Source organism: Synechococcus sp. CS-205 (assembly GCF_025128255.1).
Lineage (GTDB): Bacteria > Cyanobacteriota > Cyanobacteriia > PCC-6307 > Cyanobiaceae > Regnicoccus_A.
The window spans coordinates 1-14,456 of record NZ_JAHLZB010000022.1; the positions used below are offsets into that span (position 1 = coordinate 1).

At 65.6% G+C, this 14,456-nt stretch carries 14 protein-coding genes and 1 pseudogene; 8 read left to right on the forward strand and 7 right to left on the reverse strand.

The window, feature by feature from the left end; genetic code table 11:
• The 3 genes and pseudogenes from KQ297_RS04415 to fabG form a co-directional block, all read left to right on the forward strand.
• Positions 1-250, forward strand: a pseudogene (locus KQ297_RS04415) (lipopolysaccharide heptosyltransferase family protein); the annotation flags it as partial.
• A 29-nt stretch (positions 251-279) separates the two neighbouring features.
• Positions 280-1,410, forward strand: coding sequence for a TrkA family potassium uptake protein (locus tag KQ297_RS04420; RefSeq protein ID WP_259738351.1), 1,131 nt, complete (start codon positions 280-282; stop codon positions 1,408-1,410).
• 48 nt (positions 1,411-1,458) lie between these two features.
• Positions 1,459-2,217 carry a 3-oxoacyl-[acyl-carrier-protein] reductase gene (gene fabG, locus KQ297_RS04425; protein WP_259738352.1) on the forward strand — a complete coding sequence of 253 codons (759 nt, stop codon included), beginning with the start codon at positions 1,459-1,461 and terminating at the stop codon, positions 2,215-2,217.
• A gap of 7 nt (positions 2,218-2,224) precedes the next feature.
• Here fabG and KQ297_RS04430 read toward each other — a convergent pair whose 3' ends face one another.
• Complete coding sequence (locus tag KQ297_RS04430) at positions 2,225-2,473, reverse strand: hypothetical protein (protein WP_185466115.1); 249 nt, start codon at positions 2,471-2,473, stop codon at positions 2,225-2,227.
• A 177-nt stretch (positions 2,474-2,650) separates the two neighbouring features.
• Between KQ297_RS04430 and groL the strand changes: the two genes are divergently transcribed.
• Positions 2,651-4,318 (forward strand): chaperonin GroEL, encoded by a 1,668-nt coding sequence (gene groL, locus KQ297_RS04435; RefSeq protein ID WP_259738353.1) that lies wholly within the window; start codon positions 2,651-2,653, stop codon positions 4,316-4,318.
• 22 nt (positions 4,319-4,340) lie between these two features.
• Here the strand turns inward: groL and KQ297_RS04440 are convergent, their stop codons facing one another.
• The 6 genes from KQ297_RS04440 to KQ297_RS04465 are packed head-to-tail and all read right to left on the reverse strand — an operon-like array spanning position 4,341 to position 10,296.
• Positions 4,341-5,021: an N-acetylmannosamine-6-phosphate 2-epimerase gene (locus KQ297_RS04440; protein WP_259738468.1), complete on the reverse strand. Its 681-nt coding sequence runs from the start codon at positions 5,019-5,021 to the stop codon at positions 4,341-4,343.
• Between the two features lie 31 nt (positions 5,022-5,052).
• On the reverse strand, positions 5,053-6,330 hold the full coding sequence (locus KQ297_RS04445) for a hypothetical protein (RefSeq protein WP_259738354.1): 1,278 nt from the start codon (positions 6,328-6,330) through the stop codon (positions 5,053-5,055).
• Between the two features lie 8 nt (positions 6,331-6,338).
• Positions 6,339-7,211 carry an ABC transporter permease gene (locus KQ297_RS04450; RefSeq protein ID WP_259738355.1) on the reverse strand — a complete coding sequence of 291 codons (873 nt, stop codon included), beginning with the start codon at positions 7,209-7,211 and terminating at the stop codon, positions 6,339-6,341.
• Between the two features lie 59 nt (positions 7,212-7,270).
• The gene (locus tag KQ297_RS04455; RefSeq protein ID WP_259738356.1) at positions 7,271-8,278 is read right to left on the reverse strand and encodes an ABC transporter ATP-binding protein; all 1,008 of its coding nucleotides are present in this window, start codon (positions 8,276-8,278) and stop codon (positions 7,271-7,273) included.
• A gap of 52 nt (positions 8,279-8,330) precedes the next feature.
• Positions 8,331-9,329, reverse strand: coding sequence for a heme o synthase (locus KQ297_RS04460; protein ID WP_259738357.1), 999 nt, complete (start codon positions 9,327-9,329; stop codon positions 8,331-8,333).
• Positions 9,322-10,296 carry a COX15/CtaA family protein gene (locus KQ297_RS04465; RefSeq protein WP_259738358.1) on the reverse strand — a complete coding sequence of 325 codons (975 nt, stop codon included), beginning with the start codon at positions 10,294-10,296 and terminating at the stop codon, positions 9,322-9,324. Before KQ297_RS04465 ends, KQ297_RS04460 begins: the two co-directional genes overlap by 8 nt.
• Positions 10,297-10,496: 200 nt before the next feature.
• Between KQ297_RS04465 and KQ297_RS04470 the strand changes: the two genes are divergently transcribed.
• The 4 genes from KQ297_RS04470 (at position 10,497) to KQ297_RS04485 (ending at position 14,451) form a co-directional block, all read left to right on the forward strand.
• Positions 10,497-11,402 carry a cytochrome c oxidase subunit II gene (locus KQ297_RS04470; protein WP_259738359.1) on the forward strand — a complete coding sequence of 302 codons (906 nt, stop codon included), beginning with the start codon at positions 10,497-10,499 and terminating at the stop codon, positions 11,400-11,402.
• 49 nt (positions 11,403-11,451) lie between these two features.
• Complete coding sequence (gene ctaD, locus KQ297_RS04475) at positions 11,452-13,122, forward strand: cytochrome c oxidase subunit I (RefSeq protein ID WP_259738360.1); 1,671 nt, start codon at positions 11,452-11,454, stop codon at positions 13,120-13,122.
• Positions 13,123-13,358: 236 nt separating this feature from the next.
• Positions 13,359-13,883: a cytochrome c oxidase subunit 3 gene (locus KQ297_RS04480; RefSeq protein WP_255441518.1), complete on the forward strand. Its 525-nt coding sequence runs from the start codon at positions 13,359-13,361 to the stop codon at positions 13,881-13,883.
• 124 nt (positions 13,884-14,007) lie between these two features.
• Positions 14,008-14,451 carry an AbrB family transcriptional regulator gene (locus tag KQ297_RS04485; RefSeq protein WP_259738361.1) on the forward strand — a complete coding sequence of 148 codons (444 nt, stop codon included), beginning with the start codon at positions 14,008-14,010 and terminating at the stop codon, positions 14,449-14,451.
• Positions 14,452-14,456 lie beyond the last annotated feature (5 nt).

A 14,456-nucleotide genomic window follows, 5' to 3' on the forward strand; every position in this document is an offset into this window, starting at 1 on the left:
CCCCCCCCCCCCCCCCCCCCCCCCCCCCCCCCCCCTCGAGCGGGCCGCCCAGGTGGCCGCCGCCGATGTGGTGCTCAGCCATGAGCCGGTCACCACCGAGCTTGCCCTGCTCTGCGGCACGCCTCTGGTGGCCCTGGGTCGCAGCAGCGACAGCCTGCCATCAAGGGCTGGGGTACAAGGGCTGGGTCAGGCAACCACGCTTCACGAGCTCGATGTTCCTGAGGTGTTGCAGGCCCTCGGCATGGGCTGAGCGTCCTTTCTCGAACCACGGCGCCATCGATGCCTCCACCCACCAGGCGTCGACGCCCCAGACCTCCCACAACCCGGATCCGGCAACCCTGGCGATCCCCTCTGATCGCCCTGGTTGCCCTGGTGAATCTCTCGGCGGCGGGCTACCGCTTCACCGAGGGCTGGGACTGGGGCGACTGCTACTGGATGGTGCTGGTGATCCTCACCACCCTGGGCTGGAGCGACGGCACCTCCGAACCACTCTCGGGTGCCGGTCGGGTGGTCACCACACTCTCGATCGCCGGGGGGTTGGTGGTGGTCCAGATGACCATTCAGGGCCTGCTTGGGCTCACCGAATCCGGCTACTTCCGCCGGATGCGCGAACTCCGATTCCGCCGCTGGCTTCTGACCATGCATGACCATGTGATTCTCTGCGGCTATGGCCGCATCGGCCGCGAGATCGCCGATCAGATCACCGCCGAGGGCGTGCCGCTGCTGGTGGTGGAGATGGATCAGGGCCGCAAGGGGGCCGCGGAGGAACGGGGCCTTCCCGTGCTTCAGGCCGATGCCACCCTTGATGAAACCCTGATGGAAGCCGGCATTCACAACTGCCGCAGCCTGGTGGCCGCCCTGCCCAGCAACGCCGCCAATCTCTATGTGGTGCTCAGTGCCCGGGGCATCGCCCCCCGTTGCCGGCTGATTGCCAGATCCGACAGCGATGAGGCCGCCCGCAAACTGCGACTGGCCGGTGCCGATCAGGTGGTGAGCCCCTATGTGGCCGGAGGCCGCAGCATGGCCGCCACCGCTCTGCGCCCGCTGGCCGTGCAGTTCATGGACCTGCTGGCGGGATCGGATTGCGAGGTGGAGGAGTTTCAGATCAGCAGCAACGGCCAGCTGCTTGGGGATCTCAATGGGCGCACCCTGGCCGAGCTGGAACTGCGCCGCCGCACCGGTGCCCTGGTGCTGGCCGTGCGCATGCCCGTCCCGAAGGCGACCAACCCCTCGGTCTACCGCGGGATCACCAGCGCTCCCCTACCCCCGAAACTGATCACCAACCCCAATGGCGATGTGAGGCTGCTGCCAGGCCAGTTGCTGGTGGTGATGGGCAGCAAGGAGGAACTGCAACGCTTCGCGGCGCTGCTGGGCGCTGCCGTGGAGGGGATGGAGCTGATGACCAACTGAGGGCGGGTGGGAGCCGCATACGATCGCCCTCTCCCTGCTTCTGCGCCAATGACCGGATCCGCTGTTGCCCCACTCACGGGCCAGGTGGCTCTGGTCACTGGAGCCAGCCGGGGCATCGGCCGGGCCATCGCCCTGGAGCTCGCCTCCAGCGGAGCCGAGGTGGTTGTGAACTACGCCGCTTCCGCCGAGGCCGCCGAGGCGGTGGTGGCAGCCATCACTGCGGGCGGTGGCCGGGCCTGGAGTCACCGGGCCGACGTCTCCCGGGAGGAGGAGGTGGAGGGGATGGTGAAGCAGGTGCTCGAGCGCAGTGGTCGCCTGGACGTGCTGGTCAACAACGCCGGCATCACCCGCGACGGGCTGCTGATGCGCATGAAGACCGCCGACTGGCAGAGCGTGATCGACCTCAACCTCACCGGGGTCTTCCTCTGCAGCCGTGCCGTCTGTCGCTCGATGCTGAAGGCCCGCAGCGGACGGATCATCAACATCACCTCCGTGGTGGGGCTGATGGGCAACCCTGGCCAGGCCAACTACAGCGCCGCCAAGGCCGGTGTGATCGGCCTCACCCGCAGCACCGCGGCCGAGCTCGCCAGCCGCGGGGTCACCGTCAACGCCGTGGCCCCGGGCTTCATCGCCTCCGACATGACCAAGGATCTGGAGGTGGAGCGCATCCAGGCGGCCATTCCCCTCGGCCGTCTCGGTCAGCCCGAGGACGTGGCCGGGGTGGTGCGTTTTCTGGCCGCCGATCCTGCCGCCGCCTACATGACCGGCCAGGTGCTGCAGGTGGATGGTGGCCTTGTGATGCGCTGAGGCCCGATCAGGACTGGATCGGTTGCCCCAGCTCCTCGCGCAGGCGCCGGATCCGTTGCAGCAGCCTCAACCGCCGGCTGCGGGCCGTGATCGTGAGGAAGAGCCTCAGGGGCACGTAGATCAGCGCCATGGCCAGCCCGAGTCCGGCAATGACCAGAAACACCATCAGGCTGGCACCCGAGACCGTGTCGATCGCCGGATCGGTGAGCGCATCGGCCACCGACGCCGAGAGGCTGGCGCGCAGGTTGTCCTCCATCCCCGGACCTTATCGGCAGATGGCCCCAGGCGCAGGTGCCCTGGGGGGGACCGATTCGGCTTTCCCCACCGTCCTGGCCATGACTGCGCCCCAGCCGCTGTGGGACGCTGAAAACCATCGGGTGCAGCGACCCGTGCCCACCCACGTCCCACACCTTCTCCACACCCTCGACAACCGATGGCCAAACTGATCAGTTTTTCCGACGCCTCCCGGGGCTCGCTTGAGCGGGGGGTGAATGCCCTGGCGGATGCCGTGCGGGTCACGATCGGGCCGAAGGGCCGCAATGTCGTGCTGGAGAAGTCCTTTGGGGCTCCCGACATCGTCAATGACGGGGTAACGATCGCCAAGGAGATCTCCCTGGAGGATCCATTCGAGAACGTGGGCGCCAGGCTGATCCAGCAGGTGGCCTCCAAGACCAAGGACCAGGCCGGAGACGGCACCACCACGGCCACCGTGCTGGCCCAGGCTTTGGTGCACGAGGGACTGCGCAACGTGGCAGCCGGCGCCAATCCGGTGGGACTGCGCCGGGGCATGGAGCGGGCAGCGGCCCGGGTGGTTGAGGGGATAGCCGCGCGCGCCCAGAGCGTGGCCGGGGATGCCATCCGTCAGGTGGCCACCGTGAGCTCCGGGGGTGATGAGGAAGTGGGCCGGATGGTGGCTGAAGCGATGGCCACGGTGAGCACCGACGGGGTGATCACCGTTGAGGAATCCCGCTCCCTCTCCACCGAGCTCGAAGTCACCGAAGGCATGGCCTTCGACCGGGGATACTCCTCCCCCTATTTCGTCACCGATGGCGACCGCCAGGTGTGTGAGTACGACAACGCCCTGCTGCTCGTCACCGACCGCAAGATCAGCAGCATCAATGATCTGGTGCCTGTGCTGGAGGCCGTGTCGCGGGCTGGTTCTCCCCTGGTGATTCTCGCCGAGGAAGTTGACGGCGAAGCCCTGGCGACCCTCGTGGTGAACAAGAACCGGGGGGTGCTGCAGGTGGCGGCCGTGCGCGCCCCTGGCTTCGGCGACCGCCGCAAAGCCATGCTGCAGGACATCGCCATCCTCACCGGCGCCACAGTGATCAGTGAAGACCGGGCCATGACCCTGGAGAAGGTGAGCCTGAGCGATCTCGGTCGCATGCGCAAGATCACAATCAGCAAGGATTCCACCACGATTGTGGGAACTGAAGACCACAGCGACGCCGTGGCCGACCGGGTGGCGTCGATCCGGCGCGAACTGGAGTCCACCGAGTCTGAATACGACCGCGAAAAGCTGAATGAGCGGCTGGCCAAGCTGGCCGGCGGTGTGGCCGTGATCAAGGTGGGAGCCCCCACCGAAACCGAACTGCGCAACCGCAAGCTGCGCATCGAGGATGCCCTCAATGCCACCCGGGCCGCCGTGGAAGAGGGAATCGTTGCCGGAGGTGGTTCCACGCTGTTGCAGCTGGCCGCTGAACTCGACACGCTGATCGCGGTTCTCACCCAGGATGAGCGCACCGGCGCCGAGATCGTGCAGCGGGCCCTGGCAGCTCCAGCCCGTCAGATCGCCGAGAATGCCGGAGCCAACGGCTCGGTTGTGGTGGCCGAAGCCCAGCGCCAGGGCAAGGGGTTCAACGCCATCACCGGCACCTACGACGACATGGTGGCCGTCGGGATCCTGGACGCTGCCAAGGTGGTGCGCCTGGCCCTCCAGGACGCGGTGTCGATCGCCGCGATGCTGATCACCACTGAAGTGGTGATCACCGACAAACCTGAACCGCCCGCACCCGCTGGACCCGGTGGCGGCATGGACGGAATGGGTGGCATGGGAGGTATGGGCGGCATGGGCGGCATGGGCATGCCCGGAATGATGTGAGAAAGGCCCGCGGGCCGCTCCATCAGCAGCCCGCGGCCATCCGGTCCACATAAGAGGCCACCTGCAGATCCACCCCCGTGATCGCGGTACCGACAACCACCGCGTCGGCTCCCGCCGCCAGAGCTCGGGCCGCCTGATCCGCTGAAGCGATGCCTCCCTCACAGATCAGGGAGGTTTCTTCCGGCAGCCGCTGGCGAAGCTGCGGCAGGAGATCCCAGGCCGGAGGCCGTAGCTCAGCGGTGGCTTCGGTGTAACCGAACAGGGTGGTGCCGACCCACCGGCAGCCGAGATAGGCTGCTTGTAGACCATTGTCGACACTGTCGACATCAGCCATCAGCGGGGCACCGAGATCCAGCTGGGCACGGCCGATGAGTCCGGCGAGATCTTCGCCGCCGGGGCGGACCCTGGAGGTGGCATCCATGGCCACGATGTCAGCACCTGCGGCCCACACCGCTCTGATCTCTTCCCATCCGGGGGTGATGTAGACAGAACTGTCGGAGTGAACCCGCTTCCAGAGGCCCACGATCAGGGCCTCTGGGCAGCGCCGCCGCACCGCACCGATGTGCTCAGGACTCTCCAGCCGAACCCCGATGGCACCATTGGCCAGGCTGGCCTCCGCCATGGCGGCGATCACGGAAGGATCACGCAGCGGGGATCCCTGGGGCGCCTGGACCGACACGATCAGGTGACCCTCCAGGGCCATACGGTCGAGGCGTGGATTGGAACGCACCGGTTCAGGACGCCTGGCGATGGTCGTCGCGCTCGAGGCTGTCGGGCAGCCAGGAGCGCAGGGAGTCGAGGGCTGGATGGCTGGGAGCCGGCGCTGGGGGGCCTCCAGCCGCTCGCCGGTTCGCCGCCGGACTGCCCTGACCATCAGGGCTGCCCGTTTCGCCCCGCCGACGTCGCTGCTGGGCCGCTCGGGCGGGCTGCAGAGGTTGCTGCAGCGCAAATGGCGGCGGAGCGATCGAGCTTGAGCTGCCAGAGGCAGGCGACTGGACCGGGAAAGGAGCCACCTGAGGCGGAGACTGCAGGACCGGGGTGGACACCGGATCCTGGGCCTGGCCGAGGGGAGAGTCCGCTGCTGGAGGCACTGCCGGCTCCGGAGATTCGAAGCTGTCCTCCTCGTGTTCGTCGTAGCTGAAGCTGCTGGCCACCTCCTCGACGCAATCCTTGACCAGACTGCGCAGACGGGAGAAGGGATTGCGCTTGGATCCGATGGCTTTGACGGGAGCCTCCTCAGCAGGAGCGACCGCTTCAGGCAGGGCCGCGGTCTGCTCTCCAGATCCCTCGACCGGGGAGAAAGCCTCCAGTTCAAGCTGCTTCGGAGGGGACATCACCGGCGGAACAACCGGCGGTGCCAGGGGCGTTTCGGCCAACTCCGACTGCATCGCAAAGATGGCCTGAACATTAAAACTGGGCAGGGGCTCCAGGTCTGAAATGGGCCCAAAGGCCTCTGCCAGGGGCGGAAGTGACTCGGTGGCCTCAGGCAGAGACTCCGTCACAGGGGTGATGGGCTCTTGGGGCGCTGAGGACACCTCTGCTTCAACGGCGGGCTGAGAGGCGGCGATGAGTTCAGCCTTCTCCTGCTGCTGGAGATCGCCAGGAACCAGCCACTCGGCGGGGAGAGGAACGGCATCCTGCTGGGTCGGCAACTCGAGCACGGGCTCGGGCGCCGGGAGTGGATCGGAGGCTGGAACAGCGGCCGTGGGGGGCGGCGGGGGTGCCGAGCTGACCACAGACGAGCTGACCACCGCCGAGCTGACCACCGGAAAGGAGAAGGAGCGCTGCAATTGCTCTCGCCACCAGAGGCGTGCGGTTTCATCAAGAGCCGGGTCCCCGATCTGCCTCTCCAGAGCTTCCACCCCATGGCGGTGGGCCCAGCGCAGGGATTGGGTCACCAACAGGGGCCCGTCCCTGCTCTCCAGGGCCTGGTGCAGGTCCTGGAGCGACAACCGGGGACTGCCTACGGGCATGGCATCGACGAAAGCAGGGAGTGGTTGGGTGGTGGACACGGGGTGACTCAACTGAGTTTGCGATCCAAAACAGGCCGGATCAGGAGAAAGAGGCCGAGGGCGAGGGCGGCGAGCACCCCCAGACAGGTCAGAGCGGTGAGATCTCCGTAGGGAGCTTCCAGCACGACGGCCTGAAGGGAAAAGCTGCCGGCGTAGGCGGCGCGGATGGGTTCTATGGCGAAGGTAAGAGGATTCAGGGCCGCAAGCCAGCCCAGCCAGGCGGGCATGAAGGAAATCGGTGCCAGGGCGGTGCTGGCAAACAGCAGGGGCAGGTTGGCCACGAAGATCACCGCGATCAGCTCGATGTGCCCAGGCAGGGCGAAGGCCAGCCCCAGGCTGAGGGCGGTCACGGCGAACACCAGCAGCAGCAGGGTCACCAGCACCAGCAGCAGTCCTGCGCCTCCAGGCCAGCCGTAACCCAGCAGGGCCGCGGTGGCCATGATCGCCAGGCTCTGGATCAGGCTGAGGCTGGTGATGTAGAGCACCGAAGCCAGCACGATGGAGCTGCGGGAGCGCAAGGGGGCCACCAGCAGCCGGTTGAGGAAGCCGAATTCACGGTCGAACATCACCGGCAGGCCAGCATTGAGAGCAGCGCTGAACGCGGTGAACACGATCACCCCCGCCCCCAGGAAGCGTCCGTAGCTCATGCCATCGGGCAGCAGGCCCTCCGGGGCCTTGGCGAAGAGTGCCCCGAACAGCACCAGCCAGATCAGTGGCTGCAGCACGCCCGCCACCAGGGTGGACGGACGACGGGCCAACTGGAGGAACAGGCGGCGGGTGAGCGCCAGGGTCTCCTGGCTGAGGTCGGCGAAAGCAGAACGCTGGGCTGGCCCCTGGTCGGGCGTTGCAGCAGAGAGTGTCAGGGGTGAGGCGCTGGTCATGGCCGGGGACAGGAGGAGCGGAAGAGCAGGAGATCGATCGGAGAGGAGCGACAGGAGGCTCAACGCATGGCCTGCTTGCGCTCGGCCTTGGGATCACGGATGCCCGCCACCTCCAGTTCGGCATCCCTCAACGTACGGCCGGTGGCCTGGAGATAGACGTCATCAAGGCTGGGGCGGCTCTGGGAGAGGGAGAACACCGGCAGCTGGGCTTCACTGAGCTGACGGCGCAACTGCTCGATCACCGCCTCTCCATCGACCACCAGGTTGAGGGAATGGCCCTGGGCACGGTTCACCACCACCTGGCGCACCCCCGGGCAGGCCTGCAAGACCTGCTGGACCCGCTCCGACTCAGGCGCATCACTGAATTCGCGCACCCGCAGGGTGACGCGGTCACCGCCGAGGGCGCGCTTGAGATCCTCAGGGTTGCCCTCGGCGATCACCCGGCCCCCATCGATGATGGCCAGCCGGTCGGCGAGGGCATCGATCTCCTCGAGGTAATGGCTGCTGAGCAGCACCGTGGTGCCGGAATCGCGCAGTTGCCGCAGCACCTGCCAGATCACCGCCCGGCTTTCGATGTCAAGCCCCACGGTGGGTTCATCCAGCACCAGGACCGAAGGCTGATGCAGCAGGCCACTGGCCAGATCAAGACGACGGCGCATGCCACCGGAGTAGGTGCCGCAACGGCGGTCGATCCAGTCGTCCATCCCCAGGAGCTGGATCAGGTCGTCGATCCGCTGGCGCAGGTGGGGGGCACCCAGGTGGTACAGGGCTCCCTGCAGACGCAACATCTCCCGGCCGGTGAGGATCTTGTCGATGGCCACCTCCTGGGCCACATAGCCCAGGTGCTCCCGCACCTGACGGGGGTGCTGGAGGGCATCGAGGCCAGCCACCCGGACGGACCCGGCATCCGGGGCCAGCAGGGTGCAGAGAATGCGCAGGGCAGTGGTCTTGCCGGCCCCGTTTGGTCCCAGCAGGCCATAGAGACTGCCAGCCGGGACATGCAGGCTGAAGCCATCAAGGGCCGTGACCGGCCCGAACGACTTGCTGAGCTGATCCAGCTGGATCATCCCTTCTGGCAGCGCTTCTGACACTTCGGCCCGGCCGATGGAAGCTTGCAATCTAGAAAGCTGACGAAGGGAGCCTGAGCGTCGCCAGCAATTCGCTGGCCTGAAAGCTGAAGGTCTCGGCCCCGGGCAGGCGGGCCATCAGCAGCAGCAGACAGATGCCGAAGAGATAGAGGATGGACCAACGGAACAGACCCCTGGCCGGGGCCGCCTCATCGGGATTCAGGCCGAGGGTGTGGGCCATCTGCAGCAACCGGCCATTAAAGGGAATCACCAGCAGTCCATAGAGCCATCCACCGCTGGGGAGCGCCAGCACGCCCAGCAGGCTCACCAGCACGGTGGCACGCGCGTAGTGGCCGATTGCCGCGGCGGTCACTTCGGTGCCTTTGACCACCGGCAGCATCGGAATGCCGACGGAACGGTAATCCTCCTTGAGCAGCAGGGCGAGGGCCCAGAAGTGGGCGGGGGTCCAGAGCATCACCAGACCGAACAGCCACCAGCCACCAAGGCCCACATGCCCGGTGGCCGCGGCGGCACCCACCAGGGGTGGAATCGCACCGGCCACTCCACCGATGACGATGTTCTGCGTGGTGCGGGGCTTGAGCAGGGCGGTGTACAGCAGCACGTAGCTGCAAAGGCCCAGCAGGGAGAGCCCCGCAGCGAGGCAGTTCACCCCGCTCACCAGCAGCAGGGCGGCGGCACAGGTGAGCGATACGGCGACGGTGAAGGCTGTCCCCGCCGAAAGACGGCCGGAGGGGAGTGCACGGCCACTGGTGCGCACCATGCGCCCATCGAGCTCCTGCTCCCAGAGGCAGTTGAGCACCCCGGCAGCCGCTGAGGCCAGGGCACCGCCGCCGAGGGTGCAGGCCAGGCGAGGTGCTGTCATCGGCCAGCCTTCGGAGAGGGCCATGCCCCCCAGGGTGGTGGCCAGGAGCAGGGGAATCAGTCGGGGCTTGGCGATCTCGAGCCAGGGGGGGAGCCGCACCTTGGAGCGCGAAGGAACCACCTGGTCGCGACTGCTGAGCTGAGGGCTGAGGCTGGTGGCACTAACCATGGCAGGACTCGAGGCAGGAGGGCTGGGGCTTGACGGTGTCGATCGGAGCGGGGGCAGGACGAGGTCGATTGCGCATGGCCAGGGCGCTGAGCACAGCCACCAGCAGAGCCGCGGTGAGCTGGTGAGACACGGTGACGAGAGGAACCTCCAGAGCGAGGCGCAGGGTGAGCACCCCGAGAACGATCTGCAGGATCACCAACAGAAGAGCGGCGAGGGCGTAAGAGCCCTGCATCACTCGTCGCTCACGCACCAGCAGATGGGCGGCCGCCACAGCAAGAACGGTGATCGCCACCGGGGTGGCCATCTGACGGTGAAGAGCCAGCCAGCCGCAGGCCACCCCTGCCGTCAGGCAGCTGCCTGAAGCCCACTGGGTGGCCATCAGGGCGCCACTGACCGCCTGGACGAAGACCCCCAAACCAGCGGCGGCGGAGGCCAGCCACCAGCCCTGCTGTCGCAGCCAGGCCAAACTGGAAACAGGAGGTTCAGCCAGGGTCGGTGAGCGGAGGGTCCGTGACTGCAGGTCCTCAGGGGCCAGTCCCTGGTGGATGGCGCTCACCAGGGCCACCAGCAGCAGAGCGGTGGACAGGTGGGCGGTGACCACATCGAAGCGGAGCAGCTGGGTGACGGTGAGGGCACCCAGACCGCCCTGCACAGCCACCAGACCAAGGGCTGCAGCGCTGGCCGCGATCAGCCAGGGGGGACGCAGGGCGGCAGGCCGCCTGAGAACCACCACCTGCAGGGCCACCAGAGCCAGGCCGACGAGAAAGGCATCCAGCCGGTGAAACCACTCCAGAAACACCTGAAGATTCATCTGGCGGCCAGGCAGCAGGGTGCCGTAGCAGAGGGGCCAGTCGGGACAGGCCAGTCCTGCTTCCATGACCCGGGTGGCGCCACCGATGCCCACAAGGGCGATGAGAGCGACCACCAGATGGGACGTCAGCAGTGAGGTGAGGCGTCCGGATTGCATGGGCGACAAATTAGCGATCACAGTTGGTGTCGCCGCCAGGTTGTGGGGAAGCACGCACGTGTGCGAGCGGGAGAACGGCGAAATGAGCCCCCTCCATGTCCTGAGTTCCGCACAGGATTTCGGAACACCCGTAAGGCCCGGCGCGGCCGCGAGCACTCAGCCGGTGATCCCCATAAGGTGGAGAGAGCTTTGACTCAGTCGTGCCGATCCCATCTGCCGTCCTCACCCTCGTCGTGGGGATGGCCCTTGTGCTCAGCGGGCTATGGATTGGCCAGAACGTCAATCTTCTGCCAGCCGCAGCCAGCTTGAATGCCCCGATCTACGACCAACTCTTCAAGGTTCTCTTCAGCATCGGCACGATCCTCTTCATCGGGATTTTCGGCCTGCTGCTGTTCAGTCTGATCCGATTTCGCCGGCGCGATGGCGAGACCGGCGACGGAGTGGCAGTGGAGGGCAATCTTCAGCTGGAAATCTTCTGGACCGCCATACCGGCCGTGGTGGTGCTGTTCGTTGGCATCTACAGCTACGACATCTATGACCGCATGGGTGGGATGGTTCCCCTCAGCGATCCCCACGCCATGCACGGTGGAATGGTTGCAAGCTCAGAAAGCGGCACCGCTGACAGCGACAGCGCCGTGATCCAGGCTTCCGTGCTTGGAACGCCCTCTCCAACATCCGAGCGGATCTGGGGTGGAATCGGTTCTCCCATGGCCGGTGGGGCGACGGCCTTACCTGTGGAGGTCACCGCTCTTCAGTTTGCCTTCCTGTTCCACTACCCACAGGGCGACATCACCAGTGGCGAACTGCACGTGCAGAAAGGACAACCTGTGGAGTTGCGCATGGAAGCACGAGATGTGATCCATGCCTTCTGGGTTCCAGAGTTTCGCCTCAAGCAGGACGTGATTCCCGGACAACCCACCGTGCTGACCTTCACACCGATCAAAGCAGGAAGCTATCCAATCATCTGCGCCGAGCTCTGCGGTCCTTACCACGGGGGCATGCGCTCCACAGTCGTGGTGCACGAACCCGATGAATTTTCTGCCTGGTTCGAGAAGAACACCACCACCACCGTCGCCAGCGCCCTGAGCAGCTCCTCCACCGGTTGAGCAAGCGCCCCTCGCCTCGTCTTGTCCCCCGGTTCATCGTCCCTCCTCCATGACCATCGCCCTGACGCCCCAGACCAGCTCGTCCCCACCCGGGCTCCAGCCAGAAGGTTGGCTGCGCTATCTCAGCTTCAGCCTCGATCACAAGGTGATTGGCCTGCAATACATGGTGGCCGGTTTCTTCTTCTATCTGGTCGGGGGAGCACTCGCCGGGATGATCCGCGCCGAACTTGTTAGCCCGATCTCTGATTTCATCAGCCGGGAAACCTACAATGAGGTGCTCACCCTCCACGGCACGGTGATGATTTTCCTTTGGATCGTGCCGGTTGTGAACGGTGCCTTCGGGAACTACCTGATTCCTTTCTATGTCGGCGCTCGCGACATGGCTTTCCCGCGGCTGAATGCCGTGGCCTTCTGGCTGATACCTCCAGCAGGATTCCTGCTGATCGCCAGTTACTTCATCGCAGGGGCGGCCCAATCAGGCTGGACCGCCTATCCGCCCCTCAGCCTGACCACGCCGGCGGCCGGACAGGTGGTCTGGATTCTGAGCGTGCTGCTGCTGGGGGGCAGCTCCATCTTCGGGGGCATCAACTTCATCGCCACGATTCTGAAGATGCGGCGGCCTGGCCTGAAGATGATGCAGTTGCCGATGTACTGCTGGGCGATGCTCGGCACCAGCATCCTGGTGGTGCTCTCCACCCCGGTGCTGGCCGGCACCCTGGTGCTGCTCAGCTTCGACATCATTGCGCACACCGGATTCTTCAACCCTTCCCTGGGGGGCAATGCGGTGGTGTATCAGCACCTGTTCTGGTTCTACTCCCACCCAGCGGTCTACATCATGGTGCTGCCGGCTTTCGGGCTGGTGAGTGAGATCCTGCCGGTGCATGCTCGCAAGCCCCTGTTCGGTTACACCACAATGGTGTATTCGATTCTGGGCATTGTGTTCCTGGGTCTGATCGTGTGGGCGCACCACATGTTCACCAGCGCCACACCCCCTTGGATGCGCCTGTTCTTCACGATCGCCACGGCCTTCATCGCCGTGCCAACAGGCATCAAGTTCTTCAACTGGTTGGCCACCCTCTGGGGCGGGAAAATCGCCCTCAACAGCGCCATGCTCTTTTCCTGTGCCTTCATCGTGCACTTCGTGTTCGGTGGAATCACAGGGGTGGCGCTGGCCCAGGTTCCCTTCGACATCCATGTTCACGACACTTATTTCGTTGTGGGGCACTTTCACTACGTTGTCTATGGGGGCACGGTGTTTGTGATCTTCGGCTCGATCTATCACTGGTTCCCGAAATTCACAGGCAGAATGCTCAATGAGGACCTCGGGCGTTTCCACTTCCTGATCACCTTCATCGGCTTCAATCTCTGCTTTGCTCCCCAGCACTGGCTGGGCCTTAATGGCATGCCCCGCCGGGTCGCCGAATACGATCCCCAGTTCACCCTGGTGAACCAGATCAGCAGCGTTGGAGCCCTGCTCATGGCGCTGAGCACCCTTCCATTCCTGATCAATGTGTTCTGGAGTGCTTTCTCCGGACGCGTGGCCGGCGACAACCCCTGGAAGGCCCTCACACCGGAATGGCTCACCAGTTCACCCCCGCCGGTGGAGAACTGGAAGGGGGAGCCCCCCCTGGTGCAGCACCCCTACGGCTACGGGATTCCTCCGGGTCAGATCGACCTCGGGGCGGCCACCGGTCGCGAGCTCTGGTCCAGCGGTCAATGACCAGGCCAACGGCAGCTTGGCCCGATGACACAACGCTCAGCCTGGTCCACCAACTGGTCCGCCACCTGCTCCACCACCGTCTCTGATTTCCTCCGCCATCGCCAGGAGTCGCCATGACAGCCTTCTACCCCAGCTCGGATCCATCACCACCCTCCGACGTCCTTGCCCCCCCGCTGCCCCAGGGATCAGAGCCCCTGGTCCACGATGCGGTCCAGGAGGGCCATCCCGACCACCGCATGTTCGGCCTGGCCACTTTTCTTGTGGCCGATGGCATGACGTTTGCGGGCTTCTTCGCCGCCTACCTCACCTTCCGGGCGGTGAACCCCCTGCCGGCCGATGCGATCTATGAGCTGGAACTGATCCTGCCCACGATCAACACGGTGCTGCTGGTGCTGAGCAGCTTCACCTTTCATCGCGCCGCCAAGGAGCTTCGCCACGACCAGCTCGGCCCATGTCGGCTCTGGTTGCTGATCACCGCAGGGCTTGGCCTGGCTTTCCTCGCCGGCCAGATGGTTGAGTATTTCTCTCTGCCCTTCGGTCTCACCGACAACCTCTACGCCAGCACCTTCTACGCTCTGACCGGATTCCATGGGCTGCACGTTTCTCTGGGCGCCCTGATGATCCTGATCGTCTGGTGGCAGGCACGCACACCAGGGCGCTTCACGGCCGACCACCACTTCGGGGTGGAAGCCGCTGAGCTCTACTGGCACTTCGTCGATGGAATCTGGTTGGTTCTCTACGGCATTCTCTACCTGCTCTGAGAGACCCTTGCCGAAACTGCATCGTCCTGGCCACAATCGGGGACAGGAGACCGATGCGTGGTCAACCCTTCCGTCGATCACATCCGCAACCATGTCGAATGCCGCGCCGTCAGTCGGCAGAACCATGCTCCAGGGCAAGGAGTTGCTGGACAAGGCCCGTTCCCTGAGCAACTGCTCGGAAGATGACATTGCCCGGGGATGCGGCTACGTGAGCCCCGGAGGGCGGCTGCTCAAGAAAAGCTTCTACAAGGCCCTGGTGGAAGCCAAGGGGTACCGGCTGGGGGGAGCCGCGGCCAGCTCCGGTGCCGGTAAAGGCCGACAGGCGGAGTTCCGCACTCGCGTGCATGGCAACGGCAACCTGCTGGTCGGTCATGCCTACACCCGTCGCATGGGGCTGGAGCCCGGCCAGGAGTTCCACATTCAGATCCACCACGAAACGGGCTCAATCTGGCTTCTGCCCGTCGAGGGCGATCAGGACAGCGACCCCGCTGGCACTGGCGGCAGCATCGGCAGTCCTGACGAGGCCTGCCCAGAGCTGGCGTCTGAGGGCCGAAACCCAGCAGACTGAACGGG

Excerpts from the sequence above, each read along its gene's own strand:
- KQ297_RS04420 (WP_259738351.1), top strand. The coding sequence starts at position 280 with ATGCCTCCACCCACCAGGCGTCGACGCCCCAGACCTCCCACAACCCGG.
- fabG (WP_259738352.1), top strand. The coding sequence starts at position 1,459 with ATGACCGGATCCGCTGTTGCCCCACTCACGGGCCAGGTGGCTCTGGTC.
- KQ297_RS04430 (WP_185466115.1), bottom strand. The coding sequence starts at position 2,473 with ATGGAGGACAACCTGCGCGCCAGCCTCTCGGCGTCGGTGGCCGATGCG.
- groL (WP_259738353.1), top strand. The coding sequence starts at position 2,651 with ATGGCCAAACTGATCAGTTTTTCCGACGCCTCCCGGGGCTCGCTTGAG.
- KQ297_RS04440 (WP_259738468.1), bottom strand. The coding sequence starts at position 5,021 with ATGGCCCTGGAGGGTCACCTGATCGTGTCGGTCCAGGCGCCCCAGGGA.
- KQ297_RS04450 (WP_259738355.1), bottom strand. The coding sequence starts at position 7,211 with ATGACCAGCGCCTCACCCCTGACACTCTCTGCTGCAACGCCCGACCAG.
- KQ297_RS04455 (WP_259738356.1), bottom strand. The coding sequence starts at position 8,278 with ATGATCCAGCTGGATCAGCTCAGCAAGTCGTTCGGGCCGGTCACGGCC.
- KQ297_RS04460 (WP_259738357.1), bottom strand. The coding sequence starts at position 9,329 with ATGGTTAGTGCCACCAGCCTCAGCCCTCAGCTCAGCAGTCGCGACCAG.
- KQ297_RS04465 (WP_259738358.1), bottom strand. The coding sequence starts at position 10,296 with ATGCAATCCGGACGCCTCACCTCACTGCTGACGTCCCATCTGGTGGTC.
- ctaD (WP_259738360.1), top strand. The coding sequence starts at position 11,452 with ATGACCATCGCCCTGACGCCCCAGACCAGCTCGTCCCCACCCGGGCTC.
- KQ297_RS04480 (WP_255441518.1), top strand. The coding sequence starts at position 13,359 with ATGTTCGGCCTGGCCACTTTTCTTGTGGCCGATGGCATGACGTTTGCG.
- KQ297_RS04485 (WP_259738361.1), top strand. The coding sequence starts at position 14,008 with ATGCTCCAGGGCAAGGAGTTGCTGGACAAGGCCCGTTCCCTGAGCAAC.